20 protein-coding genes are annotated in these 18,825 nt (G+C 67.4%); 13 read left to right on the plus strand and 7 right to left on the minus strand.

Translation table 11 applies throughout. The annotated features are described in order from the left end of the window. The first annotated feature begins 91 nt into the window (after positions 1-91). Genes NGK62_RS10100 through NGK62_RS10110 form a run of 3 tightly spaced genes read left to right on the plus strand, consistent with a single transcriptional unit; the run spans position 92 to position 3,632 of the window. A complete protein-coding gene (locus NGK62_RS10100) occupies positions 92-1,432 on the plus strand; it encodes an ABC transporter substrate-binding protein (protein ID WP_118933242.1) in 1,341 nt (446 codons plus the stop codon). A gap of 60 nt (positions 1,433-1,492) precedes the next feature. Next, the gene (locus NGK62_RS10105) at positions 1,493-2,335 is read left to right on the plus strand and encodes an ABC transporter ATP-binding protein (protein WP_088143324.1); all 843 of its coding nucleotides are present in this window, start codon (positions 1,493-1,495) and stop codon (positions 2,333-2,335) included. A 28-nt stretch (positions 2,336-2,363) separates the two neighbouring features. Then, positions 2,364-3,632, plus strand: coding sequence for a phenylacetate--CoA ligase family protein (locus NGK62_RS10110; protein WP_059374157.1), 1,269 nt, complete (start codon positions 2,364-2,366; stop codon positions 3,630-3,632). 19 nt (positions 3,633-3,651) lie between these two features. Here NGK62_RS10110 and NGK62_RS10115 read toward each other — a convergent pair whose 3' ends face one another. From NGK62_RS10115 to NGK62_RS10135, 5 genes are read right to left on the minus strand one after another with little or no spacing between them, the layout of a single operon-like run. Then, positions 3,652-4,476 carry a sulfite exporter TauE/SafE family protein gene (locus tag NGK62_RS10115; RefSeq protein ID WP_059374156.1) on the minus strand — a complete coding sequence of 275 codons (825 nt, stop codon included), beginning with the start codon at positions 4,474-4,476 and terminating at the stop codon, positions 3,652-3,654. Between the two features lie 8 nt (positions 4,477-4,484). Next, positions 4,485-5,720, minus strand: coding sequence for an NAD(P)/FAD-dependent oxidoreductase (locus NGK62_RS10120; RefSeq protein ID WP_251878240.1), 1,236 nt, complete (start codon positions 5,718-5,720; stop codon positions 4,485-4,487). A gap of 18 nt (positions 5,721-5,738) precedes the next feature. Next, positions 5,739-6,158 (minus strand): DUF6691 family protein, encoded by a 420-nt coding sequence (locus NGK62_RS10125; protein ID WP_059374154.1) that lies wholly within the window; start codon positions 6,156-6,158, stop codon positions 5,739-5,741. A gap of 1 nt (position 6,159) precedes the next feature. Next, positions 6,160-6,591 carry a YeeE/YedE family protein gene (locus tag NGK62_RS10130; RefSeq protein ID WP_059374153.1) on the minus strand — a complete coding sequence of 144 codons (432 nt, stop codon included), beginning with the start codon at positions 6,589-6,591 and terminating at the stop codon, positions 6,160-6,162. After that, complete coding sequence (locus NGK62_RS10135; RefSeq protein ID WP_059374152.1) at positions 6,588-6,932, minus strand: ArsR/SmtB family transcription factor; 345 nt, start codon at positions 6,930-6,932, stop codon at positions 6,588-6,590. The genes NGK62_RS10130 and NGK62_RS10135 overlap by 4 nt, the downstream gene beginning before the upstream one ends. Positions 6,933-7,055: 123 nt before the next feature. Here NGK62_RS10135 and NGK62_RS10140 point away from each other — a divergent pair, with 123 nt between their 5' ends. The 4 genes from NGK62_RS10140 to NGK62_RS10155 all read left to right on the plus strand — a co-directional run bounded on the left by NGK62_RS10140 (position 7,056) and on the right by NGK62_RS10155 (position 10,405). Then, positions 7,056-7,919 carry an MBL fold metallo-hydrolase gene (locus tag NGK62_RS10140; protein WP_059374151.1) on the plus strand — a complete coding sequence of 288 codons (864 nt, stop codon included), beginning with the start codon at positions 7,056-7,058 and terminating at the stop codon, positions 7,917-7,919. A gap of 85 nt (positions 7,920-8,004) precedes the next feature. Beyond that, positions 8,005-9,471, plus strand: coding sequence for a polyphosphate:AMP phosphotransferase (gene pap, locus NGK62_RS10145; protein WP_059374150.1), 1,467 nt, complete (start codon positions 8,005-8,007; stop codon positions 9,469-9,471). A 23-nt stretch (positions 9,472-9,494) separates the two neighbouring features. Next, a complete protein-coding gene (locus NGK62_RS10150; RefSeq protein WP_059374149.1) occupies positions 9,495-9,944 on the plus strand; it encodes a GNAT family N-acetyltransferase in 450 nt (149 codons plus the stop codon). Beyond that, entirely contained in the window at positions 9,941-10,405 is a 465-nt protein-coding gene (locus NGK62_RS10155; RefSeq protein WP_059374148.1) for an HIT family protein, read from the plus strand. Before NGK62_RS10150 ends, NGK62_RS10155 begins: the two co-directional genes overlap by 4 nt. Before the next feature lie 13 nt (positions 10,406-10,418). On the opposite strand, the gene NGK62_RS10160 is transcribed toward NGK62_RS10155, so the two are convergent. Then, positions 10,419-11,576 carry a glycosyltransferase gene (locus NGK62_RS10160; protein ID WP_251878241.1) on the minus strand — a complete coding sequence of 386 codons (1,158 nt, stop codon included), beginning with the start codon at positions 11,574-11,576 and terminating at the stop codon, positions 10,419-10,421. 2 nt (positions 11,577-11,578) lie between these two features. Continuing rightward, a complete protein-coding gene (locus NGK62_RS10165; RefSeq protein WP_251878242.1) occupies positions 11,579-11,956 on the minus strand; it encodes a hydrogenase in 378 nt (125 codons plus the stop codon). A 230-nt stretch (positions 11,957-12,186) separates the two neighbouring features. Between NGK62_RS10165 and nhaA the strand changes: the two genes are divergently transcribed. From nhaA to NGK62_RS10195, 6 genes are all read left to right on the plus strand, one after another. Beyond that, entirely contained in the window at positions 12,187-13,407 is a 1,221-nt protein-coding gene (gene nhaA, locus NGK62_RS10170) for a Na+/H+ antiporter NhaA (RefSeq protein ID WP_059374145.1), read from the plus strand. Between the two features lie 66 nt (positions 13,408-13,473). Then, the gene (locus NGK62_RS10175; protein WP_118933249.1) at positions 13,474-13,863 is read left to right on the plus strand and encodes a DUF488 domain-containing protein; all 390 of its coding nucleotides are present in this window, start codon (positions 13,474-13,476) and stop codon (positions 13,861-13,863) included. An 82-nt stretch (positions 13,864-13,945) separates the two neighbouring features. Continuing rightward, complete coding sequence (gene tenA, locus NGK62_RS10180; protein ID WP_118933250.1) at positions 13,946-14,608, plus strand: thiaminase II; 663 nt, start codon at positions 13,946-13,948, stop codon at positions 14,606-14,608. Between the two features lie 57 nt (positions 14,609-14,665). Further along, on the plus strand, positions 14,666-15,427 hold the full coding sequence (locus NGK62_RS10185; protein ID WP_118933251.1) for a uracil-DNA glycosylase: 762 nt from the start codon (positions 14,666-14,668) through the stop codon (positions 15,425-15,427). 278 nt (positions 15,428-15,705) lie between these two features. Further along, positions 15,706-17,505, plus strand: coding sequence for a DEAD/DEAH box helicase (locus NGK62_RS10190; protein WP_251878243.1), 1,800 nt, complete (start codon positions 15,706-15,708; stop codon positions 17,503-17,505). Positions 17,506-17,594: 89 nt separating this feature from the next. Continuing rightward, complete coding sequence (locus NGK62_RS10195; protein WP_251878244.1) at positions 17,595-18,782, plus strand: class I SAM-dependent methyltransferase; 1,188 nt, start codon at positions 17,595-17,597, stop codon at positions 18,780-18,782. Positions 18,783-18,825: the final 43 nt, after the last annotated feature.

Here is an 18,825-nt window from a genome sequence, read left to right on the forward strand (position 1 = left end):
GCGCGGCGGACCCGCCCTGAATACCCGGCTCAAGACCGGGCCAATCCCGGTGTCCCAGGGTTTACTGACCCAAACACCACGCAGGAGGTAAATGGAGATGAAGCGTCTTAACCTGAAGTTGGCGGCAGCTTTGATGGCCGCAGCCGGCGCCGCAGGCGCCGTGGCCACGCCGGCAATGGCGGCGGAAGAGCAGTTCGTTCCGTTGCTGGTGTATCGCACCGGGTCCTTCGCGCCCCTGGGCATTCCCTGGGCCGACGGCAAGCTGGACTACCTGAAGCTGGTCAACGAACGCGATGGCGGCGTCAACGGCGTCAAGATCACGTACGAAGAGTGCGAAACCGCCTACGCCACCGACCGCGGCGTGGAATGCTACGAGCGCCTGAAGGGCAAGGGCACCGGCGCATCGGGCTTCGACACCCAGTCCACCGGCATCACCTTCGCCGTCAGCGACAAGGCCATGGTCGACAAGGTGCCGGTCGAAACGATGGGCTACGGCCTGTCGCAGTCGGTCGACGGCAGCGTGTTCGAGTGGAACTTCCCGCTGCTGGGCACCTACTGGACCGCGGCCGACGTGATGATCCAGGACATCGCCAAGAAAGAAGGCGGCATGGACAAGCTCAAGGGCAAGAAGATCGCCCTGGTCTACCACGACTCGCCGTACGGCAAGGAGCCGATCCCCCTGTTGCAGAAGCGCGCGGCCAAGGAAGGCTTCGAGCTGGTGCTCTATCCCGTGACCGCCCCCGGCGTGGAACAGAAGTCCACCTGGCTGCAGATCCGCCAGGCGCGCCCCAACTACGTGCTGCTGTGGAGCGCCGGCATCATGACGCCGACCGCCATCCGCGAAGCCCAGGCCAGCGGCTATCCGCGCGACAAGATGTACGCCATCTGGTGGGCCGGTTCTGAAGGCGACGTGAAGGACCTGGGCGATGTCGCCAAGGGCTACAACGCCATCACCATCCACAACAGCGGCGCCGAACACGACAAGGTCTACGACGACCTGAAGAAGTTCGTCTACGACAAGGGCCAGGGTTCGGACAAGACCGGCAAGACCACGCTGGGCACCATCGCCCATACCCGCGGCATGATGATCTCGATGCTGCAGGTGGAAGCGATCCGCACCGCGCAGGAAAAGTTCGGCAAGGGCAAGGCGCTGACGCCGGACCAGGTGCGCTGGGGCTTCGAGAACCTGGACCTGACGCAGGAGAAGCTGGACAAGCTGGGCTTCGGCCAGATCATGCGTCCGGTCAAGACCTCTTGCAGCAACCACAAGGGCGACGACTGGGCCCGCATCGTGCAGTGGGACGGCGCGAAGTTCAAGGTCGCCTCCGACTGGTACCAGGCCGACAAGACCATCCTGGACCCGATGGTCAAGGAAAGCGCAGCGAAGTACGCGAAAGAAAAGAACATCACGCCCCGCACTTGCGAGAACTGATGTGAACCGGCCGCCGGTCCTGCATAAGGGGCCGGCGGCCACCAAGCCGCAGGAACAGCCATGACCGCTGCAACGACTTCCGCAGTACCCGCAGACACCCCCAAGGTGCTGCTCGACGTGAACGGCATCGAGGTGATCTACAACCACGTGATCCTGGTGCTCAAGGGCGTTTCCCTGCAAGTGCCGGAAGGCAAGATCGTGGCCTTGCTGGGCGCCAACGGCGCGGGCAAGACCACCACGTTGCGCGCCATCTCAAACTTGCTCAAGGGCGAGCGCGGCGACGTCACCAAGGGCCACATCCAATACCGCGACCAGCGCATCGAGAAGCTGTCGCCGGCGGAATTGGTCAAGCGCGGTGTGGTGCAGGTGATGGAGGGCCGGCATTGTTTTGCCCACCTGACCATCGAGGAAAATCTGCTGACCGGCGCCTACACGCGCAGCATGAGCCGCGCCGACACCGCGGCGGCGCTGGACCGCGTCTACCAGTATTTTCCGCGCCTGAAGCAGCGCCGAGCCAGCCAATCCGGCTACACCTCGGGCGGCGAACAGCAGATGACCGCGATCGGCCGCGCACTGATGGCCAACCCGAACATGATCTTGCTGGACGAGCCCTCCATGGGCCTGGCGCCGCAGATCGTCGAGGAAATCTTCGAGATCGTGCGCGACCTGAACCAGCGCGAGCGTGTCAGCTTCCTCTTGGCCGAGCAGAACACCAACATTGCGCTGCGCTACGCCGACTACGGCTACATCCTGGAAAACGGCCGCGTGATGATGGACGGCGCGGCGGCCGACCTGGCCCAGAACGAGGACGTGAAGGAGTTCTATCTGGGCATCTCCAGCGGCGAACGCAAGAGTTTCCGCGACAACAAGTTCTACCGCCGGCGCAAGCGCTGGCTGGCGTGATCCCTGGCATACGAGAGGGTGTGATCCCATGTCCCAGTTTTTTGATGTTCTCGAAACCAGAGCGCCCGAGCAACGCGAGCGCGAGCTGATGGCCGCCCTGCCCGGCGCGATCGCGCGGGCCATTGCGCGCGCGCCCGCCATCGCCGAGCAGCTGCGCGGCATCGACCCCGCCGCCATCACGTCGCGCGCGGCCCTCGCGGGCCTGCCGGTGCTGCGCAAGCACGAACTGCTGGAACGCCAGCAGCACAGCCGCGCCGACGCGGCCGCGCCTGCCGGACCGCAGAAAGCCTTCGGCGGCTTCTCCGCCATCGGCTGGGGCGAGGCGATGCGGGTGTTCGCGTCCCCCGGTCCCATCTACGAGCCGGAAAGCGCGCGCAGCGATTACTGGCGCTTCGCCCGGGCCCTGCACGCCGCGGGATTCCGCGCCGGCGAGCTGGCCTACAACTGCTTTTCGTATCACTTCACCCCCGCCGGCTCCATGATGGAAACCGCGGCGCATGCCGTGGGCTGCACCGTGTTTCCCGGCGGCACTGGCCAGACAGAACAGCAAGTGCGCGCGATCCAGGACCTGGCGCCCACCGGCTATACCGGCACGCCCAGCTTCCTCAAGATCATCCTTGAAAAAGCCGACGAGCTGGGCGTGAAGCTGGATTCGCTGCGCCGCGCGCTGGTGTCCGGCGAAGCCTTTCCGCCGTCGCTGCGCGACTGGCTGGCCGCGCGTGGCATCGACGGCTACCAGGCCTACGGCAGTGCCGACCTGGGCATGGTCGCGTTTGAAACCCCGGCCCGTGAAGGCCTGGTTCTGGGCGAGGACATCATTGTCGAAATCGTGCGCCCCGGCACCGGCGAACCCGTGCCGGACGGCGAAGTCGGCGAGGTCGTGGTCACCACCTTGAATCCGGACTATCCGCTGGTGCGCTTCGGCACCGGCGACCTGTCCGCCGTCATGCCCGGTGTTTCGCCCTGCGGGCGCACCAACACCCGCATCAAGGGCTGGATGGGGCGCGCGGACCAGACCACCAAGGTGCGCGGCATGTTCGTGCATCCGTCGCAGGTGGCCGACGTGGCGCGCCGCCATCCCGAGATCCTGCGCGCGCGGCTGGTGATCAGCGGCAGCACGGGGTCCGACCGCATGGTGCTCAAAGTGGAATCGCGGGTACGCAGCGAAGAGCTGGGCAAGCGCATCGCCGAATCGGTGCGCGACGTGACCAAGCTGCGCAGCGACGTGGAATGGGTGGATGCGGATGGCCTGCCGAACGACGGCAAGGTCATCGACGATATCCGCACCTACGAGTAAGCGACGCGGGCTCGCGGCCTCATGCGGCCGCGAGCAGCGCCAGCACGCCCTTCACCAGCATCGCCACGGCCACCAGGCCCGCGAACAGCGCAAAGCTCTGCTGCAGGCGGCGCGGGGGAAACCGGTCGGCCACCTTGCGCCCGCCCAGCATGCCCAGCACCGCCGCCGCCGTGAAAGGCGCGGCGATACGCCAGTCCAGATGCCCGCCCGCCGCCGCGGCCACGACGCCGCTGGCGGACACCAGCGCGATCACGGCCAGCGACGTGCCGACGATGGCCTGCATGGTCAGGTCGGTAGCGCGCCGCAGCGCGGGCACGATGACAAAGCCGCCCCCCACGCCCAAGAGGCCGGACAGGAATCCCGCGATCAGCCCCGCACCCGTCAAGGCGCGCGCGCAGGGCGCGGTCCAGCGCAGCCGGCCGGTGCTGGCGTTGAGCTGGCAGGGCGGCGTGCGCGGCGCGGCCTGCGCCGCCGGCTTGTTGCCTTGGTTCCACATGCGCCAAGCCACCATGCCCAGCACGCCGGCGAAGATGATGGCCAGCGGCGCATTGGGCAAACGCCGCGCCGCCCACAGACCCAGCGGCGACACCAGGATGCCGGTAACGGCCATGAAGCCCGCCGCGCGATAGCGCACCTGCCCTTTGCGCAGGCCAAGCACCGCGCCCAGGGCGGCCGACAGCCCCACCGCCAACAGGGCGATGGGCGCTGCCTGCGACACCTGCAAGTGCAGGCCGAAGACCAGCAGAGGCACCGCCATGATGGCGCCGCCCGCGCCAGTCAGCCCGAGTATCAGGCCCACGCACGCCCCCAGCGCCGCGCTGGCGGCCAACACCGTATCGATCATGGAGACGCTCAGTTACCCAGCGGGCGGGCCAGCCATTCGCGGCCCTTGAGCATGCCGTTCCAGTAGATCCAGGGCAGCATCGTGGCCTTGAGGAACCAGGCGCTCTTGCGCGGCACGGTCGGGTCCAGCGGGAAGGTGGGCAGCAGCTTGCCGCCGTAGCCGAACTCGGCCAGCACGATGCGGCCGCGCTCCACCGTCAGCGGGCAGGAGCCGTAGCCGTCGTACTTGACCGGCATGGCGTAGCCCTCGCGCAGCGCCAGCAAGTTTTCGGCCACCGTGACGATCTGCTTGCGCGCGGCCGCGGCGGTCTTGGCATTGCTGGTGCAAATGCCGTCACCCAGTCCGAATACGTTGCCGTGGCGCACGTGCAGCAGCGTGGACGGATCCACTTCGCACCAGCCGGCGGCGTCAGCCAGGGGGCTGTTCTTCAGGAAGTCATGCGGCACCTGCGGCGGCACCGCGTGCAGCATGTCGAAGGACTTTTCCACGCGCGTCACCGCGCCGTCGGCGTCCTTGAGATCGAACCAGGCCTTGCGTGCCGCGCCGTCCACCGCCACCAGCGCCGAGTTGAAGGCCAGCGCGATACCGTAGCTTTCGACATAGCGCATCAGCGGCGGCACAAACGTGGGCACGCCGAACAGCGCCGCGCCCGCCAGGTCGAACTCCACGTCGATGCGGTCCAGCACGCCGGTGCGCTTCCAGTGGTCGCAGGCCAGGTACATGGCCTTTTGCGGCGCGCCGGCGCATTTGATGGGCATGGCCGGCTGCGTGAACAGCGCCTGCCCGCCCTTCAACCCGCGCACCAGTTCCCAGGTATAGGGCGCCAGGTCGTAGCGGTAGTTGGAACTGACGCCATTCTTGCCCAGCGTGCCGGCCAGGCCCTCGATCTTGTCCCAGGCCAGGCGCAGGCCGGGGCAGACGATCAGCTGCTGGTAGCTCACCGCCCGGCCGTCGGACAGCAGCACGCGGTTGGCCTCGGGTTCGAAGCCGGCCGCGGCCGCCTGCAGCCAGGTGGCGCGCCTGGGCATGACTTCGCGGGTCGGGCGCACGGTCTTGGCGACGTCGAAGGCGCCTCCGCCCACCAGCGTCCAGGCCGGCTGGTAGTAGTGCTTGTCGCTGGGTTCGATCACGCCGATGCGCAGGTCCGGGCGGCGGCGCAGCAGGCTGGCGGTGACGCCTATGCCCGCCGATCCGCCGCCCACCACCACCACATCGAAATCGCGCTGCGCCTCTGCTATCGGCATGCTTGTCTCCTTGCCGGTCTACCGGCTTTTGAATTTTTCCAGGACTGAAAATATTGCCATGCCGGCAACCATGGCGGCCACGAAGATCAGGGCCTCGGACACGCCGGCGGATGCCGCCACCAGCGCCGGCCCCGGGCAGAAGCCGGCCAGCCCCCAGCCCGCGCCAAACGCCAGGCTGCCCGCGGCCAGGCGCAGGTCCACGCGCGTGGCCGTGGGCCAGCGCAGGGGTTCGCCCGACAGGCTGGCGCGGCGGCGGCGCAGGAAAGCGAAGCCCACCGCCGTGACCAGCACGCCGCCGCCCATGACGAAGGCCAGCGACGGGTCCCAGGCGCCGCCGATATCCAGAAAGCCCAGCACCTTGGCCGGGTTGGCCATGCCGGAAATGATCAGGCCCAGCCCGAATACCAGGCCTGACGCGAAAGCGATCAGCGCAACCATGTCAGAGTCCTCCCAGATGGCGCGTGGCATAGACCACGACAAAGCCGGCAGCCATGAACAGGGCGGTGGCGGTCAGCGAGCGGCGCGATCCGCGCGACACGCCGCAGACCCCATGGCCGCTGGTGCAGCCCGAGGCGTAACGGGTGCCGATGCCCACCAGCAGGCCCGCCACGATTAGGCGCGTCGTGCTGGCTTCGACCACGACGGGCGGCAAGGCGCTGCCCAGGCGGTACAGCCATGGCGCGGCGAACAGGCCGATCAGGAAGGCCACGCGCCACATGCCGCCGCGCTCGGGAGGCAGCAGCCCGCCCAGGATGCCGCTGATGCCGGCGATGCGGCCCGCACCCGCCATCAGCAGCACGGCCGCGGCGCCGATGAGCAAGCCGCCCGCGCCGGCGGATACAGGAGTGAAGGAGGTCCAGGCAATGCTCATTTCAGTGACTCCAGTGACTCCATGGTCCGGCCGCAGTACAAACTGGATAAGGTCTTCATCACCTGGCTGACCTCGAAGCTGGCCATCTGGTAATAGACGTACTTGCCCTCGCGCCGGGTCGCGACCAGCCCTTCGTCGCGCAGTACGCCCAGCTGCTGGGACAACGTGGGCTGGCGGATGCCGGTCAGCGATTCGAGCTCGCTCACATTGCGCTCGTTCTGGACCAGTTGGCACAGCAGCAGCAGGCGGTCTTCATTGGCCAGCGCCTTGAGCAAGGCGCAAGCTTGGGAGGCGGATTCGCGCAGGGCGGCGGCTTCGCACTCGGTCAGGACATGATTCATTTGATGCGCATCAATCTGCTGGGTAGGATTTGATCATTATATTGACTAATATAATATTCAACAATATTATTGAAATACATATATTGTTTCCTGATGCAGCCACTCGCTGCGACGCGAGCGTCCATGTCTCCCCAGATCCAGGCCTTCTTCGACACCGTCACCGCCACCGTCACCTATGTGGTGCATGAGCCCGCGCCAGGCGGCGCCTGCGCCATCATCGACTCGGTGCTCGACTACGATCCCAAGTCCGGCCGCAGCAGCACCGCCAGCGCCGACCGCGTGGCCGACTACGTGCGCCAGCACGGCCTGAAGACGGAATGGCTGCTGGAAACCCATGCCCATGCCGACCACCTGTCGGCCGCGCCCTACCTGCAGCGCCAGCTTGGCGGAGTCATCGCTATCGGCCAAAGCATCCAGACCGTGCAGGGCGTCTTCAAGAAGATCTTCAACCTGGAGCCGGAGTTCCAGCTGGACGGCTCGCAGTTCGGCCATCTGTTCAAGGACGGCGAGACCTTCCGCATCGGCGCGCTGACGGCGCAGGCCATCCACGTGCCCGGCCACACGCCGGCCGACATGGCCTATCTGATCGGCGATGCCGCCTTCGTCGGCGACACGCTGTTCATGCCGGACGTGGGCACGGCGCGCTGCGACTTCCCCGGCGGCGACGCCCATCAGCTCTACCGTTCCATCCAGCGCCTTCTGAGCCTGCCCGCCGAAACCCGGCTGTACATGTGCCACGACTACCCGCCCGCCGGGCGCGAAGCCTCCTGGCAGACCACGGTGGCCGAACAGCGCCGCGCCAACATCCACGTGCGCGACGGCATAGGCGAAGACGCATTCGTGGACATGCGCACCCGGCGCGACGCCACGCTCTCCATGCCCACCCTCATCCTGCCCGCCATCCAGGTCAACATCCGCGCCGGCCACTTCCCGCCGGCCGAGGACAACGGCGTGCGCTACCTGAAGATCCCCGTCGACGCGCTCTGACCGCGCCGCGATCCGGGCTTGCGCGCCTGGGGCTTATCCCGCAAGATCGGCTGATCGCAGAATTGCCGATCAGACGGATCCCCCCATGTTTGCAGAAGCCGAAGCCGACCCCAGCCTGTCCAAGGAAGAATTCAAGCCGCTGGAAGCGAAGCTGCGCGTCGCCTTGCTGAACGCGCAATACCAGCGCCTGCAGAACGCGGACAAGACGCTGCTGGTGGTCATCGCCGGCATCGACGGCGCCGGCAAGGGCGCCACCGTCAACCTGCTGAACGAATGGATGGATCCGCGCCATATCAAGACGCTGGCCTACGGACCGCGCGAAGGCCCCGCGCTGGAGCGTCCGCCCTTCTGGCGCTACTGGCACGATCTGCCGCCCAAGGGCAGCACCGGCATCGTCTTCGGTTCCTGGTATACGCCGCTGGTGCTCGAAGCCACGCGCAAGAAGCCTGACCAGAACAGCATAGAAGCCCAGGCCGCCGCGATCCGCCGCTTCGAGGCCATGCTTGCGGCCGAGGGCGTCCAGATCGTCAAGCTCTGGTTCCATCTGTCGGCCCAGGCCCAGAAAGCGCGTGCCGAGCGATTATTGGCCAGCCCTGAAACCTCCTGGCAGGTCAGCCCGGTCGATCTCAAGGTCTACAAGAAATACGACCGCATCCGCAACGCCGGCCAGGTGGTGCTGAACCATACGGACAGCGGCCACGCCCCCTGGGTCGTGATCCCCAGCGCCGACGAGGACATGCGCGCGGCGCGTACGGCCGAAGCGGTGCTGGCTGCCATGCGCCAGCGCGGCGTGCCGCGCATCCCGCCCGCCTTCGTGGCGCATGCCAGCCCCACGCGCATCGTCGACCGCCTGGGCGACCTGGACTACAACGCCAAGACCGAAAAGGACGACTACGAATCCGAACTGGGCCTGCTGCAAGGGCGGCTGGCGCGCGCGGCCCGTTCCAGGAAATTCCAGGAACGCTCGCTGGTGCTGGTGTTCGAGGGCCAGGACGCGGCCGGCAAGGGAGGCGCGATCCGGCGGGTGACGCATGCGCTGGATGCGCGCCAGTTCGACATCACGCCGATCGCCGCGCCCACCACCGAGGAACTGGCCCGGCCCTATCTGTGGCGCTTCTGGCGCCACGTGCCGCGCCATGGACGCATCGCCATCTTCGACCGCTCCTGGTACGGCCGCGTGCTGGTCGAGCGCGTCGAGAAGCTGACCGCGCCGGCCAACTGGCGCCGCGCCTATGCCGAGATCAACGACTTCGAGGGCCAACTGGCCGCCAGCGGCGCGCTGGTGCTGAAGTTCTGGCTGGCGGTCACGCCCGACGTGCAGCTGGAGCGCTTCAAGGAGCGCGAGAATTCGCCCTTCAAGAACTTCAAGATCACGCCCGACGACTGGCGCAACCGCGACAAATGGAAGGACTACGCGGCCGCCACCAACGAAATGCTGACGCGCACCGACGTCGCGCACGCGCCGTGGCATCTGGTTTCGGCCAACGACAAGCGCTACGCTCGATTGCAAGTGCTGCGACACATCGTCGAAGCCATGGAAGATCAACTCTGAATCCCGCCTGGAGGCCGCAAGCCATGAGTACCGCAGAAATCCGTCCCATCGTCGCCGCCGACTTCGAAGCCTGGCTGCCGCTATGGAAGGGCTACCAGGAGTTCTATCGCGTCAACATCGACGACGCGGTCACGCGCAACACCTGGGCGCGCTTCCTGGACCCCGCCGAACCCATGCACGCGGCGCTGGCGTACGAAAGCGGCCGGGCCGTCGGCATGGTGCACTGGATCTTCCACCGCTCCACCTGGACCGCGGGCGACTATTGCTATCTGCAGGACCTGTACGTGGACCCGGACGTGCGCGGCACCGGCGCCGGCCGCAAGCTGATCGAGCACGTGTACGCGCAGGCGGCCGCCGCCAATTGCGCGCGCGTTTACTGGCTGACCCATGAAACCAACGCCACCGCGATTCAGCTCTACGACCGCATCGCCGACCGCTCGGGCTTCATCCAGTACCGCAAGGTGATGCCGTGAGCGCACGCGACCCCAACTGTCCGCTGTGCCAGGAAGACGGCGGCACGCTGCTGTGGCGCGGTCCGCACCTGCGCATCATCGAGGTCGCCGACGCCGATTATCCGGGCTTCACGCGGGTAATCTGGAACGGCCATCTGGCCGAAATGACCAGCCTGTCCACCCACGGCCGCGACCTGCTGATGCGGGCCGTGTACGTGGTGGAAGAAGCCCAGCAATCGGTCCTGGGACCGGACAAGATCAACCTGGCCTCGCTGGGCAACATGGTGCCGCACCTGCACTGGCACGTGATCCCGCGCTGGCGCGGCGACCGCCATTTTCCCGACCCGATCTGGGCGCCGCCGCGCATCGCCGCCGGCGCCGAATCGTCGGAATGGAAAGAGCGCCAGGCGCGCGTGCAGGCGCTGCTGCCGCGCTACCGGGACCGGCTGGTCGAGGCCATGAACGCCCTGCTCTGGCACTGAGCCGCCGCCCGCCTCAGGCGGCGCGCGCGACCCCCCGCAGTTCCGCCAGCCAGCCGGCGTAAGCCTGTTCCACCAGCGCAGCCGCGCGTTCGGCGGAAAACCGGCCCTGGCCCCGGATCAGCTCACGGCCCGCATCGCCCATGCGGCGGCGCAGCGCCGGATCGGCCAGCAAACTTTCCAGCGCGCTGGCCAATGCCGCCGGATCGCTGGGCGGCACCAGCAATCCGGTCACACCGGCCTCCATGGTTTCCGGCACCCCGCCCACGTTGGCGCCCACCACCGGTACCCCCATGGCCGCGGCCTCGATGAAAACGGTGCCCAAGGCCTCGCGCCGCGTCGGCAACGCGAACACATCGAAGGCCGTCAGCACATTGCCGATATCGTCGCGACGGCCGGTGAAATGCACCCGCGGCGCCAGGCCCAGTTGCGCCGCCTGCGCCTGCAGCTGCCCAGCCATGGGCTGGCCTTCGCCCACCAGCACCAGATGGGCATTCGGAAACGTGGCGGCGATGCGATGGAAGGCGTCGATCAGGTCGCAATGGCCCTTGTCCGGTCGCATGACGGCCACGCAACCGACCACCAGCGCGTCCTCCGGCAAGCCGAGTTCGCGCCTGACGCAGACGCCAGGGTGCACCTGCGGCAGCACCACCGGCGAATGGATGGTGGCGACAGCGCCCGGGCGCGCGCCGCCGTCCAGCAATTGCCCGCGCACGTAGCGGCTGACGGCGATGACGCGGTGCGCCAGCCAGGTGTAGGCGTAGAGGGAATTGATGGGCTTGGCCAGATGGCGGGTACGCACGATGAGCGGCGTGCCGGCCAGCCGCGCCGCGATGGCGCCCAGGACGGTGTCGCGCCGGCTGTGCGTATTGACCACGTCGAAACGGCCGCTGCGCAATAACCGGCGCACGAAGGCGACGCAGCGCACGAAATTGAGCGGACCGTCCATGGGGACGAGATGCACCGTGAAACCGGCCTCGCGCAGACGCCTGCCCAGCTCCGCATCCGGCTGGCAAACCGCTTCCAGATGATGGCCGCGCTCGCGCATGGCGATCATTTCCTTGTAGATGCAGAACTCCTGGCCGCCGAACGAGGTGGCGGCTTCGGTATGCAGGATGCGCAGGCGCGTATCCGTGGCGGCCACGCGCTGGAACGATTCGATGGGATCGCGCATGATCAGGGATGACCGCTATGGGTGGTGTGCGCGTCGCTCCAGCGGCGGCCCTGCGACAACAGGTAGGCCTCCAGGTAGGCGATGTCTTCCTGGTTCAACTCGGCCGCGCCCGCGCTGGCGCGATCGCGCGGGCACTCCGAAGCCTGCATCCGGCCTTCGGACCAGACGCGGGCCGCGCCCGTGCGGGACAGTTCAAAGCGCGCACCCGAGCGGGCCCAGCCCAACAGACGCGCGCTGGGAATCAGTTGACGGGTTTGATAGACACCGTGCGGCGTCGGCGCCGCAGGCACGACCAGTGCGTCGCCGACATCCACCAGACGGCTCGCGGCGCCGGGTTTGCCAGGCGTGTAGGTCAATACCGTAAGAGGGCGTAATGGCATTTGGCTAGCATGAGTCGCCAGGCGGCGTTGCGAGCCACGGACTGGTCGGGATTCGAGGGAAAGGGGTTTGGCCGCCGGACAAGCAACGCCAAATATTCGACGCTGATGAGCTATTTTTTCGAATAATTGAAAGATGTTCGACGAAGTAGAGGAATTCCGAAAGCTGAATTCAGGTAAAATTCAGGAATGAAACGCGCATCTTATCAAAACGTAAGCAAGGGCGGTACTGCATGAGCGCCCCTACCGTCCCTCCCCACAAGCCGGTCTCGTTCCTGCAATCGTTTCTCCGCTCCGAAGCGCTGGGCGGTTATGTCCTGATGCTGGCCGCGCTGGTCGCCCTGGTGGTGGCCAACAGCCCGGCCGCGCCGGCCTATTTCAGCGTGCTGGAGACCAAGCTTGGCTTCCAGGCAGGTCCGGTCGTGCTCAAGGAAACCGTGCTGCACTGGATCAACGACGGCCTGATGGCGGTGTTCTTCCTGTTGGTCGGGCTTGAGATCAAGCGCGAAGTCCTGGACGGCCAGTTGCGCGGCGCCGCCCGCATCGTGCTGCCCGGCATCGCCGCCCTGGGCGGCATGGCGCTGCCCGCGCTGATCTACGTGCTGATCAACTTTGGCAGCCCCGGCACTTTGCGCGGCTGGGCCATTCCGGCCGCGACCGACATCGCCTTTGCGCTGGGCATCCTGGCGCTATTGGGCAGCCGCGTGCCGACCTCGCTGAAGATCTTCCTGACGGCGCTGGCCATCCTGGACGACCTGGGCGCCATCGTCATCATCGCCTTGTTCTATACCGCCGAACTCAACGTGTTCGCGCTGAGCATGGCGGGCGCCCTGCTGGTCTGCCTGTTCTGCCTGAACCGCTCCGGCGTGCTGCGCCTGACGCCGTACCTGCTGATCGGCGCCGTGCTCTGGTACTTCGTCCTGAAGTCCGGCGTGCATGCCACGCTGGCCGGCGTGGCGCTGGCGCTGACCATTCCGCTGCGCCCGCAGAACCAGGGCCATCCGGGCGCGCATTCGCCCCTGCATGCGCTGGAACATGCGCTGCATAAGCCGGTCGCCCTGCTGATCGTGCCGATTTTCGGCTTCGCCAATGCCGGCGTGTCGTTCGCCGGCATGGGCCTGGGCAGCCTGGCGGCGCCCGTGCCCCTGGGCGTGGCGCTGGGCCTGTTCCTGGGCAAGCAGCTGGGCGTGTTCGGCTTTGCCTGGCTGGCCATCAAGAGCGGCATTGCCACCCTGCCGCGCCACGCCAGCTACATGCAGCTGTACGGTGTGTCGCTGCTGTGCGGCATCGGCTTCACCATGAGCCTGTTCATCGGCGCCCTGGCGTTCAGCGACCCGGCCGCCATCGACGCCACCAAGATCGGCGTGCTGACGGGCTCGCTGGCGTCCGCCGTGGTCGGCTTCCTGGTGCTGCGCACCTGCGGCACGCGCGCCGGTGCCGCGGAAAATCCTTGAACGCCGGTTGAGCAGGGACGGCGGGCGCTAAAGTAGCGAGGTCCGCCACCCTTCCCTGGAGCCGCCATGAAACCATCCGCCATCGCTGTGCAACGCGTCTACGAGGGCTTGGGCCCGGAAGGCAGCTACCGGGCGCTGGTGGACCGCATGTGGCCGCGCGGACTGCGCAAGGCGGACCTGCACCTGGACGAATGGGCCCGCGACATCGCGCCCACCCTGGAACTATGCAAATGGTTCAGCCACATCGAAGACCGCTGGGAAGAATTCCGCCAGCGCTACCAGGCCGAACTGGCGGAACCCGAACAGCAGGCCCGCATGGCTGCCCTGCTGGACGCGGCCGGCGACCGTCCGCTGACCCTGCTCTACGGCGCCCGCAATACTGAACACAACCAGGCCGTGGTGCTGCGCGAGGTCCTGCAGGACTATGTCCGGCATCACCGCAAGCGCAAGGCCTGACGCCCCCCACGTTTTGCTACCCTAGCCCGCTTTTATCGACCGGCGCGCAGCCGCACGCCGACAGTCTGTCTTGAGGAACCCCATGTCTTTCAGCTCCGACGCCTGGGCGCGCAACGCCGCACTCTACGAAACCACGCGCGACATGCCGTTCAACCGCGAACTGGCCAGCGGCCAGCTCGACGAGAACGCATTCAAGCACTACATGATCCAGGACGCGCACTACCTGGTGGCCTTCGGACGCGCGCTGGCCATCGCCTCTGCCAAGGCCGACGACGCCGACGGCGTGGTGCAGTTCGCCGACGCCGCCAAGGGCGCGGTGGTGGCCGAACGCACGCTGCACGCGGGCTTCCTGAAGCAGTTCGGCATCGATGACGCCACCTTCGAAGCGACGCCACTGACCCCGGCCTGCCACCACTACACCAGCTACCTGATCGCCACCGCCTGGAGCGCGCCGTACCCGGTAGCGCTGGCGGCCCTGCTGCCGTGCTTCTGGATCTACGCCGAGATCGGCCGCGAAATCCATGCGCGCGCGGCCCAACCCAATCCCTATTCGGCCTGGATCGAGGCCTATGCCTGCGAGGACTTCCACGCCCTGGTGCGCCGGGTCATCACCACGGTCGACCGCGTCGCCGAAAAGGCGTCCGCCGAAACGCTGGCGCAGATGCACGCCGCGTATACGCGTGCCGCGCAGCTGGAATGGATGTTCTGGGATTCGGCTTATCGGCAGGATGGGTGGCCGGTTTGAAGCAAGACGGGCCGACTCACCCCGGCCCGCGGTCCGCGCTATGCCAAAATCCCGCCCATGCCGACCGACAACCGACTGACTCCCCTAGCCCTCTCCGCCCAGACGGCGCAACTGCCAGCCGCCTGGCAGGAGGCTTTTGCCGCCAAGCCTGTGGCCGATGCCCTGGCCGCCGTGACCGCACATGTGGAAAGGCGCCTGAGCGAAGGTGCGACCATTTACCCCGCGACGCCTTTCCGCGCCTTGCACGGCCTGGAGCCGTCGGACGTGCGCGTGGTGATCCTGGGGCAGGATCCCTATCACGGCCCGGGCCAGGCCCAAGGCCTGGCGTTCTCGGTGCCGGACGACTGCAAGCGGCCGCCCAGCCTGCGCAACATCTTCAATGAGATCGTCCAGGAGTTTCCGGGCACCCGCGTGCCGGCGGGCAACGATCTGAGCGATTGGGCGGATCAGGGCGTGTTGCTGCTGAACACCGCGCTGACCGTGGAAGACGGCCAGCCCGCTTCGCATGCCAAGCGCGGTTGGGAAACGGTGACGGACGCGTTGATCGCCCTGGTCGCGCGCGACCCGTCGCCCAAGGTTTTCATGCTGTGGGGCGCCCATGCCCAGGCCAAGCGGGCGTTGCTGCCGGACAACAGCGGCCACCTGGTCCTGATGTCCAACCACCCCTCCCCTCTGTCTGCCAGAAGGCCCCCGGTGCCCTTCCTGGGCTGTGGCCATTTCCTGGCCACCAATCAGTGGCTGACCAACCAAGGGAAAAACCCTATTGATTGGGCGCTGGACAAAAAAATAATTCCCATGCAGGGCGAATTCGGGTTATGATCGCCGCACTGCACAAAACGAGTTCGGCATTTACCGCCTTGATTTAGCGGAAGTTTTCGCAGTCTGCCGGGTGACACAGTCCCGGCCCCATGCCGAACTATCATCGATTCCTGACCTCCTTTCCTTTCGCCCTGCGTTCCACTCAGCACACGAGAACGCGCCACGCGCACGGTTGATTCGGTCGGCACGATGCTCCATCAACCGTCGCCTGGATCCGGCCGCCTAATCCCCTGGCCCGACCAAGCACTGCGTCGCATTGATTGCGGCAAGGGAAAGTAATGTCTTTCGAAAACCTGGGTCTTGCGCCCGCTCTGTTGTCGGCCATTCAAGACGCTGGCTTCACCTCCCCCACTCCTGTCCAAGCTTCGGCCATTCCGCAAGCGCTGGCTGGCCACGACCTGATGGTGTCCTCGCAGACGGGTAGCGGCAAGACCGCGGCCTTCATGCTGCCGGCCCTGCACCGCATCGCCCAGATGCCCGCCAACAAGGGCGTCGGCGTGCAAGTGCTGGTGCTGACCCCGACCCGCGAACTGGCCCTGCAAGTCACGGACGCCACCGCCACCTACGGCCGCAAGCTGGCCGACCTGCGCACCGCCACCGTCGTGGGCGGCATGCCTTACGGCGCGCAGCTGAAGGCGCTGTCGCGCCGCGTGGACGTGCTGGTCGCCACCCCGGGCCGCCTGATCGACCACCTGAACTCGGGCCGCGTCAAGCTGAACACCGTGCACACGCTGGTGCTGGACGAAGCCGACCGCATGCTGGACATGGGCTTCATCGAAGATATCGAGACCATCGTCAGCCGCCTGCCGGAAGGCCGCCAGACGCTGCTGTTCTCGGCCACGCTGGACGGCACCGTCGCCAAGCTGGCCTCGCGCATGATGCGCGAGCCGCAGCGCATCGAGATCGCCGGCGCCAAGGAAAAGCACACCAACATCACGCAAAGCCTGCTGTACGCGGACGACGCCAGCCACAAGATGCAGTTGCTGGACCACGTGCTGCGCGACGCCTCGCTGGACCAGGCCATCGTCTTCACGTCGACCAAGCGCGGCGCCGACGATCTGGCCGACCGCCTGGCCGACCAGGGCTTTGCCGCCGCCGCCCTGCACGGCGACATGAACCAGCGCCAACGCACCCGCACGCTGTCGCAACTGCAGCGCGGCCAACTGCGCATCCTGGTCGCCACCGACGTGGCTGCCCGCGGCATCGACGTGCAAGGCATCAGCCACGCCGTCAACTTCGACCTGCCGATGCAAGCCGAAGACTACGTGCACCGTATCGGCCGTACCGGCCGCGCCGGCCGCAGCGGCCTGGCCTTCACGCTGGCCACGCATTCCGAGCGCCACAAGGTCCGCCGCATCGAGCACTACATCGGCCAATCGATCACCCCTGAAGTGATCGCCGGCCTGGAACCCAAGCGCACCCCGCGTCCCTCGGCTGGCGGCGCCGGCCCGCGCGGCGGCAAGCCGTTCGGCAAGCGTCCCGGCGGCGGCTACCAGGGCAACCGCGAGGGTCGTTCCTTCGGCGGCCCGCGTGGCGAGTTCAAGCCGCGTGAAGGCGGCTATCAAGGCAACCGCGAGGGCGGTCCGCGCGAAGGCGGCTACCAAGGCAATCGCCCGTTCGGCGACCGCCCGGCCCGTTCCTTCAGCGATCGCCCCAGCTTCGGCGACCGTCCGCAGCGTGAAGGCGGCTACCAGGGCAACCGCCCGTTCGGTGACCGTCCCCAGCGCGAAGGCGGCTTCCGCGGCGGCGACCGCGATTCGCGCCCCAGCTTCGGCGACCGTCCCAGCTATGGCGACCGCCCCCAGCGCGATGCCCGCCCGTTCAGCGAGCGCGGCCCGCGTGAAGGCGGTTTCCGTGGCGGCGACCGCGATTCGCGCCCCAGCTACAACGACCGCGCCAGCTTCGGCGACCGCCCGAGCTTTAGCGACCGTCCCAGCTTTGGCGACCGTCCGCAACGTGAAGGCGGCTTCCGCGGCGGCGACCGTCCGGAAGGCGGTTTCCGTGGCAAGCCCTCGTTCGACAAGCGCCCCGGCGGCCCCGCCAAGCGCTTCGGCAAGTCGGCTGACCGCCGCGGCTAATCCGCCCGCTTGAGCCCAACACAAACCCCGCGCCTGTCGCGGGGTTTGTTTTTTGGGAAAATGTCCGCTTGTCCACGCACCGCCCGACCATGCAACGATCCGCCCCCGCCAACCTGCCCGCCCTCTCTCCCGCCGCCCAGGAACACAGCGCTGCCGCAGCGGCGCACCTGCGCGCCACCATCGCCGCCCACGGCGGCTGGCTGTCGTTCGACCACTGGATGGCGCAAACGCTGTACGCGCCCGGGCTGGGCTATTACGCGGCCGGCAACGTCAAGCTGGCCGACACCGACGGTGACGTCCGCGCGCCGGCCGGCGACTTCGTCACCGCGCCCCAGCTGACGCCGCTGTTCGCCCGCACACTGGCCCGCCAGGCGGCCCAGGTGCTGCGCCAGACGCAGACCGACGCCGTGCTGGAATTCGGCGCCGGAACCGGCGCCCTGGCCGAAGGCGTGCTACGCGAATTGGACGCGATGGGCCTGGATCAGACCCGCTACCTGATCCTGGAAGTGTCGGCCGACCTGCGCGCCCGCCAGGCTGAACGGCTGGCGGCATTCGGCGAGCGCGTGCAATGGCTGGACGCGCTGCCCCAGCGCTTTGCCGGCTGCGTGCTGGCCAACGAAGTGCTGGACGCGATGCCGGTGTCGATCTTCCGCTGGAGCGAGACCGGCGAAGTGCTGGAACGCGGCGTGGCGGTGGACGCCGCGCAAGGCTTCGTCTGGGAAGACCGGCCCGCGCCGCCGGCGCTGGCCGCCGCCGTCGCCGCCCGCATGCCAGCCCTGCCCGGCTACGTGTCCGAGATCAACCTGCAAGGCGAAGCCTGGATCGCCGCCATGGGCGGCTGGCTGGAGCGCGGCGCGGCGCTGTTGGTGGACTATGGCTTTCCGCGCAGCGAGTACTACCATCCGCAGCGCGCCGGCGGCACGCTCATGTGCCACCTGCGCCACCACGCCCACGGGGATCCATTCACCGCGCCGGGTTTGCAGGACATCACCGCCCATGTCGATTTCACCGCCATGGCGGATGCCGCGCTCGAGGCCGGCCTGCAGGTCCTGGGCTATACCTCGCAGGCCCGCTTCTTGATGAACGCGGGGCTGATGGATCTGTTGGCGCAGCTGGACCCGAGCGACGTGCAGCAATACGCGCAGGCCGTGGCGCCCGTGCAGAAACTCCTGTCCGAATCGGAGATGGGCGAACTGTTCAAGGTATTGGCGGTGGGACGCGGCATTACTGAACCGCTGGCAGGGTTCTCGCGCGGCGACCGGCTAGGCAAGCTGTAAGAACGCGTGGCGGCCCTCATGCATGGCCGCCACGTTTCAAATC

The sequence above is a fragment of the Achromobacter sp. Marseille-Q4954 genome, from assembly GCF_943737025.1.
GTDB classification, from domain to species: domain Bacteria; phylum Pseudomonadota; class Gammaproteobacteria; order Burkholderiales; family Burkholderiaceae_B; genus Achromobacter; species Achromobacter bronchisepticus_A.